Annotated in this window: 11 protein-coding genes; 7 read left to right on the top strand and 4 right to left on the bottom strand. The window is 66.1% G+C overall.

Annotation, left to right across the window (positions count from 1 at the left end):
- Positions 1–158 precede the first annotated feature (158 nt).
- Positions 159–1295, bottom strand: a complete 1137-nt coding sequence (gene gcvT, locus K309_RS0104030; protein WP_029045220.1) for a glycine cleavage system aminomethyltransferase GcvT — start codon at positions 1293–1295, stop codon at positions 159–161.
- Positions 1296–1532: 237 nt separating this feature from the next.
- Between gcvT and K309_RS0104025 the strand changes: the two genes are divergently transcribed.
- Positions 1533–2222 carry an ArsR/SmtB family transcription factor gene (locus tag K309_RS0104025; protein ID WP_029045219.1) on the top strand — a complete coding sequence of 230 codons (690 nt, stop codon included), beginning with the start codon at positions 1533–1535 and terminating at the stop codon, positions 2220–2222.
- Positions 2223–2277: 55 nt separating this feature from the next.
- Complete coding sequence (locus tag K309_RS0104020; protein ID WP_029045218.1) at positions 2278–2784, top strand: DUF6630 family protein; 507 nt, start codon at positions 2278–2280, stop codon at positions 2782–2784.
- A gap of 21 nt (positions 2785–2805) precedes the next feature.
- Here the strand turns inward: K309_RS0104020 and K309_RS0104015 are convergent, their stop codons facing one another.
- The 3 genes from K309_RS0104015 to K309_RS0104005 form a co-directional block, all read right to left on the bottom strand.
- Positions 2806–3744, bottom strand: a complete 939-nt coding sequence (locus K309_RS0104015) for a LysR family transcriptional regulator (RefSeq protein WP_029045217.1) — start codon at positions 3742–3744, stop codon at positions 2806–2808.
- A gap of 97 nt (positions 3745–3841) precedes the next feature.
- Positions 3842–4933 (bottom strand): Zn-dependent alcohol dehydrogenase, encoded by a 1092-nt coding sequence (locus K309_RS0104010; RefSeq protein ID WP_029045216.1) that lies wholly within the window; start codon positions 4931–4933, stop codon positions 3842–3844.
- A gap of 107 nt (positions 4934–5040) precedes the next feature.
- On the bottom strand, positions 5041–6705 hold the full coding sequence (locus tag K309_RS0104005) for a phospholipase D family protein (RefSeq protein ID WP_029045215.1): 1665 nt from the start codon (positions 6703–6705) through the stop codon (positions 5041–5043).
- Between the two features lie 366 nt (positions 6706–7071).
- On the opposite strand from K309_RS0104005, the gene K309_RS0104000 reads away from it, so the two are divergent.
- The 5 genes from K309_RS0104000 to K309_RS0103980 all read left to right on the top strand — a co-directional run.
- The gene (locus K309_RS0104000; RefSeq protein ID WP_029045214.1) at positions 7072–8607 is read left to right on the top strand and encodes an amino acid permease; all 1536 of its coding nucleotides are present in this window, start codon (positions 7072–7074) and stop codon (positions 8605–8607) included.
- A 582-nt stretch (positions 8608–9189) separates the two neighbouring features.
- Positions 9190–11196 (top strand): TonB-dependent siderophore receptor, encoded by a 2007-nt coding sequence (locus K309_RS0103995; RefSeq protein WP_232232306.1) that lies wholly within the window; start codon positions 9190–9192, stop codon positions 11194–11196.
- Positions 11197–11579: 383 nt separating this feature from the next.
- Entirely contained in the window at positions 11580–13115 is a 1536-nt protein-coding gene (locus K309_RS0103990; RefSeq protein ID WP_029045212.1) for an NCS1 family nucleobase:cation symporter-1, read from the top strand.
- A gap of 43 nt (positions 13116–13158) precedes the next feature.
- Positions 13159–13893, top strand: a complete 735-nt coding sequence (locus K309_RS0103985) for an aspartate/glutamate racemase family protein (protein ID WP_029045211.1) — start codon at positions 13159–13161, stop codon at positions 13891–13893.
- Between the two features lie 71 nt (positions 13894–13964).
- Positions 13965–14587, top strand: a 623-nt coding sequence (locus tag K309_RS0103980; RefSeq protein WP_029045210.1) for a polysaccharide deacetylase family protein, incomplete at its 3' end; no start/stop codon positions are given.

Genomic DNA, 14587 nt, shown 5'->3' with positions numbered 1-14587 from the left:
GATGCATGCCTGCCCGGCCCGTCACCATCGCCCATCCTCTCAGCAAAGGCTTCGATACCGCGGACCTCCGGGACGCCAGCGCGTTGCTTGAATTGCTCGCCAAGCCGTAAGCCCATCCCGCTGATCGCCGCGCCTGGATCATCACCAGGCCGAAAGCCTCAGATGCCGCCCCGCACGAATGGAGGGCGCACCACTTTCGCGGCAATCCTGTTCTTGTAGACCTCCACATTGACCTGCGAGCCGATCCTGATGTCGGGCGCCACGCGCGCCAACGCAATGGCGATGCCCAGCGTCGGGCTATAGGTTCCGCTGGTGACCTTGCCGATCACCGCGCCCTTCCCGCTGGTCACTGTGCTGTGCGCCGCCGGGACAGCGGCGCTGCCTTCCAGGGCGAGCCCAACGAACTGCTGCGTCTGGCGGCGGGCGCACACGGCCGACTTACCGAAGAAATCACGGTCTGAATCCAGCTCGACACTCCAGCCCAGACCGGCATCGAGCGGCGAGGTATGGAGATCCATGTCCTTCCCGATCCGGTGCATCCCTGCCTCGAGCCGAAGCGTATCCCATGCTTCATGGCCCACCGCGCTGATGCCTGCCGACCGCAGCATGTCCCAGACACGACCAGCGTGGCTGGCGAGCAGCAGCAATTCGAAGCCGTCCTCGCCGGTTTTGCCGGTTCTCGCCACCATCAACTCCCCAATTGCCGAATCATGGACGATAGTGGAATTAAACGGCTTCAGCCTTTCGGCATGGCGGGAAGCCGGAACCGCCCGGAATACTTTTTCCCGAGCCTTCGGTCCTTGCACGGCGATGACCGCTAATGGTTCAACATCGTCCGCCACGCAATCCTGGCGTCGCGGGATCACGGTCACATCCGCTTTCGCCTCGCTGACCTTTGCCCGGATCCACTCGAGGTCGCTGGCGGCCGTGTGCGCGTTCAGGACGGCACGGAAATGCTGCTCCCCCAGGTAGTAAATGACCAGGTCATCGATCACGCCGCCGGACTGGTCAAGCATGCAGCTATACAGTGCCTTTCCAGCTGTCTTCAGCTTTCCGACGTCGTTCGACAAGAGCTTGCCGAGAAACATTCGCGCATCCGGGCCGTGCAGGTCAACCACGCACAGATGCGACATGTCGAACATGCCGGCATCTTCGCGCACTGTGTGGTGCTCTTCGATCTGGGATCCGTAGGCGGCAGGAAGCTTCCAGCCATCGACGTCGCCTATGCGAGCATGAAGGAGACGGTGGCGATCATACAGTGGCGTGTGCTGCCAATGCGGGGGACCTTTAGTCATCGCTTTGGGTCAGTGGGCAATCAGGGTTGCGGGCACGGAATCGGCCATGGTCCGTCGATCAACGGCGACGTTGCGTGCCAGTACATCAAATCGCTGGAATCGCCGATAGAACGAAAGCGGCATTCACATGGGACACTCACGCCAGGCGTGGTAACCACCTGCAGAGCAGCACAACGACTGCCACTGCTCGCGTTCAGTCCTATACTCCGCATTGGACCCTTCACCCCGAGCCAAACCATGGATTACACCCCCGGCATCAGCCAGCTGGCTGGCCTGCTCGCCGACCCCGGCCGCGCCGCCATGCTATGGGCCCTGATGGACGGCAGCGCCCGCCCCGCCGGTGAACTGGCACTGATCGCCGGCCTGTCGGCGTCGTCCGCCAGCGGGCACCTGGCGCGGCTGACCGAGGGCGGGCTGCTGGCGGTGGAGACGCGCGGGCGCAACCGGTATTACCGGCTGGCCGCGCCGGAGATCGGCGTGGCGATCGAGGCGCTGGCGTCGGCGTCGCTGGCCAGCCGGCCGCCGCGGCTGCGCGACGTGCCGGTGTCGCGCGCCGCGCCGCCGGCGCTGCGGCAGGCGCGTACGTGCTACGACCACCTGGCCGGCGAACTGGCCGTGGGACTGTTCGAACGGATGACGCATAGCGGCTGGCTGGTGCTCGATGCGCGGCGCGTGGAGCTGAGCGGCGACGGCGCGCAGGCGCTGGCGGGACTGGGCATCGACATTGCTGCAGCGCGGCGCAAGCGGCGCCAGTTTGCCTGCACCTGCCCGGACTGGAGCGAGCGCAAACCCCACCTCGGCGGCGCGCTGGGCGCGGCGCTGCTGGGCAGCCTGCTGGAGCGCGGCTGGGTCGAGACCACGCGCACATCGCGCGCGTTGCGCGTGACACCGGCGGGCCAACGCGAGATCATGCGCATCGCGGCATGAATCGCGGCATAAGTCGCGGCACGATTGAGCCGCACGGCACCACAGGAGATCCCGCATGGCCACATCACTGGACGACGACACGCAGGACGCGATCGCGCGTTTCTTCGCCCTGATCAACCTCGACGACAGCGCGCAGACGGCGGCGCAGCTGTCGATGTTCGAAGACGCGCTGCTTGACGCGGAGGACGACGACACCGACGGCGGCGAGCTGCTGTGGGTGGTGCGCGAAGTCATCGACTGGCAATCCGGCTTCTTCGTCGACTGGAAGGACTGCCAGTCCTTTATCGGCTGCCTGAACCAGCTGTGCGAGCGCATCGACCTGGAAATCGACTGGGGCACGGACGAACCCGAGGACGAGGCGTTCCTGGAGAACACCAGCGTGCCCGAGCTGATGGAGCTGGCCCACAACCAGCTGCGCGTGGCCGGCTATACCCTGTGGAACTGGGATACCGGCGGCGATGCCTACGCCGGCTGGATCACGCGCAGCGAGGATGACGAAGAGATGCTCGACCTGGCCGAGCAATTGCGCTTCGAGATCCGGCCCGCGGACCAGCCTTACTGAGCCGGCCGCAGCGGCGGCTGCCTAAGGCGCCAGCGTTCCGCGCTTGCGCGCCGGCGGGCGCCCCGTCTCCGGCACGCCGACGGTCTGCTCAAGCACGTCAAGGAATACGCGCACGCTGGCCGGCATCAGCTTGCGCGCCGGCATCAGCACGTAGACCTTGAGCGGCGACGAGGCATAGGCTGGCAGCACCCGCACCAGTTGCCCCAGCTCCAGCTGCTCCTGCACGAAGCGCGGCGACAGCCGCGTCACCCCCAGCCCGTCGATGGCAGCCTTCAGCCGCAGCTCCGCGTTGTGGGTACCGATGCGCGGCTCCACGTCCACGCGCGCGATCTCGACGCCGTCGCGCAGGAATTCCCAATGCTTGTCATCGGCGTTGCCCAGCGTGGGCCAGCCCTGCAGGTCCTGCGGCGTGCGCGGCAGCCCGCGCGCGCGGATCAGCGCCGGCGCGGCGTAGAAGGCGCGCTCGATCAGCACCACGCGCTTGCTGGCGAACGAGGTGTCATTCAGCCCGGTGTTGGTCATGACGAAGGCCAGATCGTAGCCATGGCGAACCAGGTCGGGCTGGTCCCAGCTGACATCGACCTGCACGCGCAGGCCCGGGTGGGCGCGCAACACCCGCGTCAGCGTTTCCGACAGGTGCTGCGAGCCGACTTCATACGGGGTGGAGATGCGCAGCACGCCGCTGACCTCGGCGCTGCCCGAGGCGGCTTCGGCGCTGATCTCGTGCAGCTCGGCAAACAGCGGCGCGATCCGGTCATACAGTTGCTGACCGCGCTCGGTGACACGCACGCGGCGCGTGGTGCGCTCGAACAGCCGCGTGCCGAGCTGGCCTTCCAGCCGCGCCACGGCGGCGCTGGCGGAGGATTTGGGCACCTGCGCCAGTTCGGCGCCCTGGGTAAAGCCGCCGCCTTCCACCACGCGGCAGAAGATTTCCCAGTCTTTCCAATCGATTGTCCTCATGCGTGGGATGCGGCGGGTAGGGATGGGGCGGCTGCCATTGGAGAGCGCCATTGTCCCACAGTGTGGACAATGGCGCAGATCCATGCAAACAGCCCCTCTACGCTGACTCGAACAGGATCACCGAACGCGCCAGCTCGCCGCGGCGCAGTTCGTCGAAGGCATCGTTGATGCGCTCCAGCGGCAGGCGCTGTGCGATCAGCTCGTCCAGGTGCAGCCTGCCGCCCATGTAGAAATCGACCATGCGCGGCATGTCGACCGGAAAGCGGTTCGAGCCCATCAGCGAGCCCTGGATGCGCTTTTCACTCAGGAAGTCGCTGCCCTTCAGTTCGATCCTGACGCCCGGCGCGATCATGCCGATCACGGTGGCGGTGCCGCCGCGGCGCAGCATGGCAAAGGCCTGCTCGGTGGTCTGCTTCAGGCCGATGGCCTCGAAGGCGTGATGCACGCCGCCGCCGGTCAGCTCGCGCACGGCATCGGGCACGTCGGCATTGCCGGCATCGATCACGTCGGTGGCGCCGAACTTGCGCGCCAGTTCCAGCTTGGCCGGCACGCGGTCGATGGCGATGATGCGGCCGGCGCCGGCAATCGCGGCACTGTTGACCGTGGCCAGGCCAATGCCGCCGCAGCCGATCACGGCCACGGTCTCGCCCGGCTGCACCCTGGCGGTATGGATGACCGCGCCCATGCCCGTGGTGACGGCGCAGCCGATCAGCGCGGCGCGGTCCAGCGGCATGTCGCGGCGGATCGCCACCAGTGCGTGTTCGTGGATCAGCATCTGCTCGGCAAAGGCCGACAGGTTCAGGAACTGGTTCATGGGTCCGCCCTGTCGCGCCATCAGGCGCGGCTCCTCGCCTTCGCGGCGGCGGGTATCGGGCTCGGTGCACAGGGACAGGTGCCCCGTCAGGCAATGCTCGCAATGGCCGCAGTACGCCGACAGGCAGGTGATGACGTGGTCGCCGGGCCTGACCGTGCGCACCTCGGCGCCAACCTGCTCGACCACGCCGGCGGCCTCGTGTCCCAGTATGGCCGGCATCGGATACGGATAGGCGCCGTCCAGGAAATGCAGGTCAGAATGGCAGACGCCCACGGCAGCGGTGCGCACCAGCACCTCGCGCGGGCCGGGCTTGCCGATGGCAACGTCTTCGATCACGAGCGGGGTCTTGGGTTGATGCAGGACGGCGGCTTTCATAACGCTCCTTGCGGCGGGCGTGCCGGGACGGCACAGTGCAATGAAGCCAAAAACCATAACCGCAAACGATGGTTCAGGAAAGGCGCGTCGCCGCAGCGCAGCGATGTTTACAACTCTTCCTTGATCGGCAGCACACGCAGCACGCCGATGCCCAGATGCTGCAGCGCGCCCATGCCGGGCTCGCTGTCGTAGGTGGTGAGCTGCCCCTTCTCGCGCGTGGTCCACGTCAGGCGCGCATTGTTGCCGTCGGCATCGGTGCGCACGCCGACGCGGTAGGCCATGTCGAGCAGGCCATCCTCGGTGGTCTTGATCATGCGCTCGGCCAGTGCCGGGCTGTCGAGCACGATGCCCATCTCGGTGTTCAGCCTGGCCGAGCGCGGATCCATGTTGAGCGAGCCGATGAACACCAGGCGCCGGTCGACGATGTAGTTCTTGGCGTGCAGGCTGGCGCGGCTCGATGACAGCCAGGAGCGCGAGCGCGAACCCTTGGCGGCTTTGCCGCGCTGCGCCAGCTCGGCATAGGCGCTGGGCTTGAGCTCGTACAGCTCGATGCCGGCGGCCACCAGTGCCTTGCGGTGCGGGGCATAGCCCGCATGCACCGCGCTGACGTCGGTGGCGGCGAAGGAATTGGTCAGGATGCGCACACGGATGCCGCGCCTTGCGATCGCGATCAGCCAGGCCTCGCCGTCGTCGTCGGGGACGAAGTATGGGGAAATCAGCAAGACCTCCTTTTGCGCGCTGCTGATCATCTTTTCCAGCCGGGCGGTGGCATGGCCGGGATCGTCATGGATCTGGTGGGTAATCTTGGCGGCCTTGTCGGAGACTACCGTGGCCTTGCCGGTGTAGGCCGGCATATGGCCGCTTTCGATGCCCTTGGCCAGGCCCGAGTCGAGCAGTTCCTGCACGTACTGGCTGGCCTTTGCCTGGTCACCGCGCGCTTCCAGGCGCTTGCGCAGGCTGCGCATTTCCACCGGCGCCTCCTTGCCCTCCGGAATCAGCGCCACCACCGGGTAGGACGACTTGTCATTCCAGTATTCGTCGAAGACCGCCGATACCTGCGGCACCGCCGGGCCGGCAATCAGCACGTCGAGGTCGCTGAAGTCCATGTCGGTACGGGCGGAGAAGTAGGCATCGCCGATATTGCGCCCGCCCACCACCGACATCTGGTTGTCCACCGTCATCGACTTGTTATGCATGCGCCGGTCCAGCCGGCTGAAATCCGCCAGCATTTCCAGCCAGCGCAGGCTGCGGTTGGCAACCGGGTTGAACAGGCGCACTTCGATATTGGGATGCGAATCGATCGCCGACAGGACCTTGTCCAGCTCGGCGCCGGTACGCAGGTCGTCGAGCAGCATGCGCACGCGCACGCCGCGGTCGGCGGCGTCGATGATATCGCCCAGCACCGCGGCGCCGGTGCCGGTCGGCTCCAGGATGTAGGTCTGCAGGTCAAGGCTGCGCTGGGCGGCGCGCGCCATCGCCAGGCGTGCGGCCAGCGCATCGGGGCCCGACGAGAGCGGGTAGAACAGGGACTCGCCGGGGCGCTGTGCCAGGCGCGGGGCCAGCGCCTTGCCCAGCGGCGTATCCGCGGTGGTGGCGGTGGCGGCGGGCGCGCTGGACGGCGGGCGCTGGGCCGATGCCGGCAGGCTGGCGCAACCGGCCAGCCCGATGGCCAGCGCCAGCGCCAGCGTGATTGCCAGCGGCAGCGCGGCCAGCGGTTGTGAGCGCTGGCGGCAGGTAGCGAACGGATAGTGGCAGAAAAATGTCTGGAACATCCATGGATCTCCCTGCGCCACGAAGGCGCCGGCCCGGACACGTCGTGCACGCAACTGCACTCTGACTGCATGTGGCGTGCCATCCGCTATCACGACAATACACCCCGGCAGGAGGTGACGGCACCGGTGCCATTCCTTTCCGCGCGGGGTCTTTGTCCTACATGGCTGACGCGCTGCGGCATGGACTGCATCAAGGTTGCGGCTTTTCCTGCACTGCGTTTTCTCTTATGATCCCGCCGCCAGGCTGTATATACCGGCCTGCAGCCGGCCCAGCGGCAGGCCCGGGCGGCACCTCCGGCCCGCGTTGCCTCCGCAGGCGATCCCCGGCATAGTTGCGCGCTTTTGCGCGTCCCGACCCGAGTCCCGATGTCCAGCCAACCTTCCACTTCAGGCGCGCCCGCGCCCACGCTGCGCCGCACGCTGCGCGCCCGCCATCTCACCATGATCGCCATCGGCGGCTCGATCGGCACGGGGCTGTTCGTGGCGTCCGGCGCCACCATCGCGCAGGCCGGGCCCGGCGGCGCGCTGGCCGCCTACATCCTGATCGGCGCGATGGTGTATTTCCTGATGACCAGCCTGGGCGAACTGGCCGCGTACATGCCGGTATCGGGCTCGTTCGCCACCTACGGCGCGCGCTATGTCGACGAAGGTTTCGGCTTCGCGCTGGGGTGGAACTACTGGTACAACTGGGCGGTGACCATCGCGGTTGAACTGGCCGCGGCGCAGCTGGTGATGCTGTACTGGTTCCCCGACACGCCAGGCGTGCTGTGGAGCGCGCTGTTCCTCGGGCTGATGTTCGCGCTCAATGCGATCTCGGTGCGCGGCTTCGGCGAGGCCGAGTACTGGTGCGCGCTGGTCAAGGTAGTGACGGTGATCGCCTTTATCGGCATCGGCACGCTGATGATCTTCGGCATCCTGCGGGGCGACATGCCGGCCTCGCACGGGCTGGGCAACCTGACCCTCGGCGATGCGCCGTTTGTCGGCGGGCTGCCGGCGCTGATCGGCGTGGCCATGATCGCCGGCTTCTCGTTCCAGGGCACCGAACTGATCGGCGTGGCCGCCGGCGAATCGGCCGACCCGGCGAAGAACATCCCGCGCGCGGTGCGGCAGGTGTTCTGGCGCATCCTGCTGTTCTATGTGCTGGCGATCCTGATCATCGGCATCCTGATCCCCTACACCGACCCCAGCCTGCTCAAGAGCGACGTGCAGACCGTGGGCGTGAGCCCGTTCACGCTGGTGTTCCGCCATGCCGGCCTGGCCTTCGCCGCCGGCGTGATGAACGCGGTGATCCTGACCGCGGTGCTGTCGGCAGGCAATTCCGGCATGTACGCATCGACCCGCATGCTCTACAACCTGGCCACCGAAGGGCGCGCGCCGCGCATTTTCGCGCGGCTGACGCGCAACGGCGTGCCACGGGTGGCGCTGCTGGCGACCACCGCGGTGGGCACGCTGTGTTTTCTCACCTCGCTGTTCGAAAGCAAGGCCGTGTACCTGTGGCTGCTGAACCTGTCAGGCATGACCGGCTTCATCGCGTGGCTGGGCATCGCGATCAGCCACTACCGCTTCCGCAAGGGCTTTGTCGCGCAGGGCCATGACCTGTCGCGCCTGCCCTACCGTTCGCCGTTCTTTCCCTACGGGCCGATCTTCGCCTTCGCGCTATGCCTGATCGTCACGCTGGGCCAGAACTACCAGGCCTTCGCCAGCGGCAAGATCGACTGGGTCGGCGTGGCCGCCACCTACATCGGCATCCCGATCTTCCTGGCGATCTGGGCGGGCTACCGGATCGTGCGCAAGACCCGCTTCGTGCGCTATGCCGAGATGGAATTCCCCGCGCTGCCGGCCGGCGGCGGCGGGGGCGACGGCGTCACCGCGCGCGGCGCCGCTCCAGTGACGGCCGAATAGGCGCCTATCCCCTGGCGCTTCCATACCAGGCAGGGCGTTCCGCGCATTCACGCTGGACGCCGCCTATCCGGGCACCGGGAGAAGACGCCGGGGTTCGATCGAGCCGTGCAAGCGGCCGGCTGGAGGCGCTGGTCAAGGTTTATGAGGGGATCCAGAAGCCGTTGTAGGCCGCTGATGACGGATCGCTTGCCCGTCCATTTTCATCACGACTCATCTCCGTCCACTTTTCAGATCCTTCAGGACTGAGCGAACGCCACATCACATGCAACGGTAACCTCCGTTGCTTTCTACGCAACACCCTCCGCGCCGTCCTTGACGCCGCATGTCCGCGTGCCCATCATTCCGACTTTTCGTAAATGCGAATTATTCGCATTTGTATCTACATTTACATACAGGCCTGCCTGTCTTACCGCCAAGCATGAACCACGCCGACATCCGCGCCGCCCGCGTGCGCGCACCCAAGCCTCGCCATCTCGCCATCTCGCCATACTGGCGCACCTGGCCGTCCTCACCGGCTTCCCGGCGGCGGCCGCGCTGGCGCAGGAGGCAGCCGCGGGCGCCGGGCCGCAATCGCTGCCCGCCGTGACGGTCAGCGCCACCGCCGTCGATGACGCAGGCCTGCAGCTCCAGAAGAAGGCCAGCACCGGCGCACTGGGCTCGCGCACGCAGCTCGACACGCCGTATTCCACGACCATCGTCACCGGCGAGGACCTGGCCGACCGCCAGGTCAGCAAGCTAGGCGACGTGTTTGCCATGGATGCCTCGGTCACCGACAACAGCAACGCCTACAACAGCTGGTCCAGCTACCTGACCGTGCGCGGCCTGCAGGTCGACTGGCAGAACGGCTTCAAGATCAACGGGCTGCCGTTCGTCGCATACGGCATCACGCTGCCATACGAGCATATGGACCAGGTGGAACTGCTCAAGGGCCTGCCGGGCTTCATGTACGGCTTTGGCACCCCGGGCGGCATCGTCAACTACGTCACCAAGAAGCCGACCGATACCTTTACCGCTTCGTTCGAGCTGGGCTACCGCGCCGCCAACGTGTGGAGCGAGCACATCGACCTCGGCGGCCGCGCGGGCCCGGACAACATGTTCGGCTACCGGCTCAACTACACGCACGAGGAAGGCACGCCGTACAACGCGCGCAATGTCAACCGCGACACCGTATCGCTGGGCCTGGACGCGCGCCTGACCAAAGACCTGACCTGGACCTTCGACTCGATCTACCAGGACCGGCGCACCACCGGGCAGATGCCCTCGTTCAGCTTCTGGACCTACACCGACCAGGCACTGCCCGCCGCGGTCTCCGGCCGCATCCGGAACTTCGCCGGCAGCGACCAGCACCTGAACACCAACCTGCAGCTCTACACCACGGGCCTGCGCTACCAGGTCAACCCGGACTGGGCGCTCAGCACCAATTACAGCTTCAGCAAGGTCAACCGCAGCCGCAACGAGAGCCTGTATGGCGTGTTGAACCAGGCCGGCGACTACGTCGACACGCGCTACGACACCGCGCAGAACCAGCAGGTGGGCTATTGGCAGGCGATGCTCGAGGGCAAGTTCCGCACCGGCCCGTTCGGCCACCAGCTGGTGGCCGGCCTGTCGTGGCAGAAGCAGATCGACCGCTATGACAACAACGGCTTTGCCGGCACGATCGGCACCGGCAATATCTTCGAGCCCAATACCAACACGTACTTCAGCTCGACCGCGTTCAACAAGGTGCGCAACAGCGACATCACGCAGAAGTCGATTTTTGCCAGCGATACCGTGCAGCTGAGCGAGCGCTGGTCGGTGCTGGCCGGCCTGCGCGTCACCAATTTCGAGCAGAACGGCTACGTGCCGGCGGCCACCAACTACACCAAGAACGGCGTGGTCACGCCGACGCTCGCGCTGATGTTCAAGCCGGTGCCTGCAGCCACGGTCTACGCCAGCTACGTGGAAGCGCTGGAGCCCGGCTCGATCGTGCCGGATGGCTACACCAACGCGCGCCAGCTGCTCAGCCCGATCCGCAGCAAGCAGTATGAGATCGGCGTCAAGGCCGACCAGCAGAAGTGGAGCGCCACCGCCGCGCTGTTCCGCATCGAGCGCGGCGCGGAATATGACAGCGTCAGCAACGGCGTGCCGACGCGGGTGCAGGACGGCTCCTCGATCTACCAGGGCGTGGAGCTGGCGGGCGTCTATCGCCTCGGTTCGCAATGGGAATTCGGCGGCAGCGCGATGTACCTCGACTCCTACTACGACAAGGGCAATGCCAACATCGACAACCGCGTGGCCGGCGCGCCGGAACTGGTGCTGGCGGGCCGCATCAGCTACCGCGTGCCGTACGTGCCGGGCCTGCGGGTTGGCGTCGACGGAAAGTACACCAGCAATATCAAGCTCAATGCGTCCAATACGCTGGAGGCTGGCGGCTATACCGTGTTCAAACTCGGCGCCACCTACAACACGCGCGTGTATGGCAAGGACCTGACGCTGCGCGCGGCGCTGAACAACCTGACCAACAAGCGGTACTGGGGCTTCCAGTATGAGAACTATCTGCAGCCGGGTGATCCGCGCAGCGTGAGTCTGACGGCGAAGATTGCTTACTGAGTTCAGTCCTCCGGTCCGCCGGTTTTCTCCCTCCGGCCCTCTCCCCCGCCCCTCTCCCATAAATGGGAGAGCGGAGAACACAACGCGATTTTGAAATTGGCAGCAGCCTTGACCCCGCCTTTGCGCGGGGTCTTTTCATTTGTGCGCCGCCAGGCACGGCGAGAGCCGTCCCTTCTCCCCCTATAACCCCGCACCCCTCCCCCCTCTTTCGGGAAAACGAATGTTGACAATCACGAAACCGTGATCTACAACATCGTCTACAGCTTCAAATCATTTTGTAGACAATTTAGTAGACAGCACAACAAGCATCCCACGGCGCACAAAAGAGCCAAACGGCCGCACGTTCGCCTATCGTCAAGACAACCATCTGCCAGGAGACTCAGATGATGCAAACGACCGTAACGCCAGACGCGACCGCCGGCGCGCCACAGGCAGGGCATGCCGCACACGGCAATGCCCTGATCAAGCCCACCTACGACGAACGGCTGACCAATGAGGACCTGGCGCCGCTGCGCAAGCAGACCTGGGGCACTTACAACATCTTTGCCTTCTGGATGTCCGACGTGCACAGCGTGGGCGGCTACATCACCGCCGGCAGCCTGTTCGCCCTGGGGCTGACCAGCTGGCAGGTGCTGGTGTCGCTGCTGGTCGGGATTGTGATCGTGCAGTTCTTCTGCAACCTGGTGGCCAAACCCAGCCAGGTGACCGGCACGCCTTACCCGGTGATCTGCCGGGCCTCGTTCGGCGTGCTCGGCGCGAATATCCCGGCCATCATCCGCGGGCTGATCGCGGTGGCGTGGTACGGGATCCAGACCTACCTCGCATCGAGCGCCTTCCTGGTGCTGGCGCTTCACTTCTTCCCGTCACTGGCGCCGTATGCCGACGTCAAGCTGCACGGCTTTGCCGGGCTGTCGACGCTGGGCTGGGCCGCGTTCATGGTGCTTTGGGTGCTGCAGGCGCTGGTGTTCTGGACCGGCATGGAGACCATCCGCAAGTTCATCGACTGGGCCGGCCCGGCGGTGTACGTGGTGATGATCGCGCTGGCGATCTGGCTGGTGAACAAGGCCGGCTGGGAGAACGTCAACTTCACGCTGAGCTTCGTCAAGTACAGCGGCTGGGAAGCGGTGCCGGTGATGCTGAGCGCGATCGCGCTGGTGGTGTCGTACTTCTCCGGCCCGATGCTGAATTTCGGCGACTTCTCGCGCTATGCCAAGGATTTCAAGTCGGTCAAGCGCGGCAACTTCTGGGGCCTGCCGGTCAACTTCCTGGGCTTCTCGCTGCTGACCGTGATCACCACCTCGGCCACGCTGCCGGTGTTCGGCAAGCTGATCACCGACCCGGTGGAGACGGTAAGCCATATCGACAGCACCTTCGCCATGCTGCTGGGCGCCTTCACCTTCATGACCGCGACCATCGGCATCAACATCGTCGCCAACTTCGTGTCGCCGGCGTTCGACTTCTCCAACGTCTCGCCCAAGCACATCAGCTGGCGCACCGGCGGCATGATCGCCGCGGTGGCCTCGATCTTCATCACGCCCTGGAACCTGTACAACAACCCGGCCGTGATCCACTACACGCTGGACGTGCTGGGTGCCTTCATCGGCCCGCTGTTCGGCATCCTGATCGCCGACTACTACCTGGTGCGGCGCCAGCACGTGGAAGTCGATGACCTGTACACGCTGAACCCGCGCGGCCGCTACTGGTACCGCAATGGCTTCAACCCGGCGGCGGTGGCCACCATGATCCCCGCGGCCATCATCCCGATCCTGTGCGTGGTGGTGCCGGCCTGGCAGGCGGCGGCCAACTACAGCTGGTTCATCGGCATGGGCATCGCGCTGGTGCTGTACCGCCAGCTGGCGCCGCGCATGATGCCGGGCCATCTCGCCGCGCCCGCCGCGCCGGCCTCCGGCCAGGTTTGAACGACATCCCCCTTTCGACAGCATCCATCCCAGAGCCGCACCCATGAAGCTGAAGATCATCAACCCCAATACCACCGAGAGCATGACCGAGAAGATCGGCCAGTGCGCCCGCGCCGTGGCCGAGCAGGGCACGCGCATCAGCGCGGTCAGCCCGCGCATGGGCCCGGCCTCGATCGAGAGCCACTATGACGAGGCGCTGTCGGTGCCCGGCATCCTCGACGAGATCCTGGCCGGCGAGCAGGAAGGCGTGGACGGCTATGTCATCGCCTGCTTCGGCGACCCGGGCCTGTACGCGGCGCGCGAGGTGGCGCGCGGCCCCGTGATCGGCATCGCCGAGGCGGCGATGCACATGGCCAGCATGGTCGGCAGCAGCTTCAGCGTGGTGACCACGCTGGCGCGCACCTGCAATATCGCCTGGCACCTGGCCGAGCGCTATGGCATGAAGCGCTTCTGCAGCAATGTGCGCGCCTGCGACCTGCCGGTGCTCGACCTGGAGCGCCCCGGCTCGGACGCGCGCCGCATCATCACCGAGGCGTGCCGCCGCGCGCTGGTGGAAGACCGCAGCGAATGCATCGTGCTCGGCTGCGCCGGCATGACCGACCTGTGCGACGAGATCGCCGACGCCATCGGCGCGCCGGTGATCGACGGCGTCACGTGCGCGGTCAAGCTGGCCGAGGCGATGGTCTCGGTGCGGCTGGCCACCAGCAAGCGCGGCGACTGGGCGCGGCCGCTGCCCAAGGCGTATGCCGGCATGCTGGCGCCTTATGCGCTCAACTGAGGCGCTCAACTGAGGCGCTCAACTGAGGCGCTGAACTGAGGCTTCGAGAACAACTTACCTGATCCAGCAACATGCTCCAGACACGTTATCCCCGCGACCTGATCGGCTACGGCGCCCAACCTCCCCACGCGCGCTGGCCGGGCGGCGCGCGCGTCGCGCTGCAGTTCGTCCTCAACTACGAAGAAGGCGGCGAGAACTGCGTGCTGCACGGCGACGCCGCCTCCGAGCAGTTCCTCTCCGAGATTGTCGGCGCCGCGGCCTATCCCGACCGCCACATGAGCATGGAGGGCATCTATGAATACGGTTCGCGCGCCGGCGTCTGGCGCATCCTGCGCGAGTTCGAAAAGCGCGGCCTGCCGCTGACCATCTTCGGCGTGTCGATGGCGCTGCAGCGCCATCCCGAACTGACCCGCGCCTTCGTCGAGCTGGGCCACGAGATCGCCTGCCACGGCTGGCGCTGGATCCACTACCAGAACATCGACGAGGCCACCGAGCGCGAGCACATGCGCATCGGCATGCAGCTCATCAAGGACCTGACCGGCTCGATGCCGCTGGGCTGGTACACCGGGCGCGACAGCCCCAACACGCGCCGGCTGGTGGTCGAGCACGGCGGCTTCCTGTACGACTCCGACTACTACGGCGATGACCTGCCCTTCTGGACCGAAGTGGAAGTCACCGGCGGCGAGAAGAAGCC

It is taken from the genome of Cupriavidus phytohabitans (assembly GCF_000426345.1).
Lineage (GTDB): Bacteria > Pseudomonadota > Gammaproteobacteria > Burkholderiales > Burkholderiaceae > Cupriavidus.
The sequence above is the reverse complement of the archived record's forward strand: the minus strand, read 5'-3'. Positions and strand labels throughout refer to the sequence as shown.

Bases quoted from the DNA above. Each gene is read 5' to 3' on its own strand.
- gcvT (WP_029045220.1), bottom strand. From the start codon at position 1,295: ATGACTAAAGGTCCCCCGCATTGGCAGCACACGCCACTGTATGATCGC.
- K309_RS0104025 (WP_029045219.1), top strand. From the start codon at position 1,533: ATGGATTACACCCCCGGCATCAGCCAGCTGGCTGGCCTGCTCGCCGAC.
- K309_RS0104020 (WP_029045218.1), top strand. From the start codon at position 2,278: ATGGCCACATCACTGGACGACGACACGCAGGACGCGATCGCGCGTTTC.
- K309_RS0104015 (WP_029045217.1), bottom strand. From the start codon at position 3,744: ATGAGGACAATCGATTGGAAAGACTGGGAAATCTTCTGCCGCGTGGTG.
- K309_RS0104010 (WP_029045216.1), bottom strand. From the start codon at position 4,933: ATGAAAGCCGCCGTCCTGCATCAACCCAAGACCCCGCTCGTGATCGAA.
- K309_RS0104005 (WP_029045215.1), bottom strand. From the start codon at position 6,705: ATGTTCCAGACATTTTTCTGCCACTATCCGTTCGCTACCTGCCGCCAG.
- K309_RS0104000 (WP_029045214.1), top strand. From the start codon at position 7,072: ATGTCCAGCCAACCTTCCACTTCAGGCGCGCCCGCGCCCACGCTGCGC.
- K309_RS0103990 (WP_029045212.1), top strand. From the start codon at position 11,580: ATGATGCAAACGACCGTAACGCCAGACGCGACCGCCGGCGCGCCACAG.
- K309_RS0103985 (WP_029045211.1), top strand. From the start codon at position 13,159: ATGAAGCTGAAGATCATCAACCCCAATACCACCGAGAGCATGACCGAG.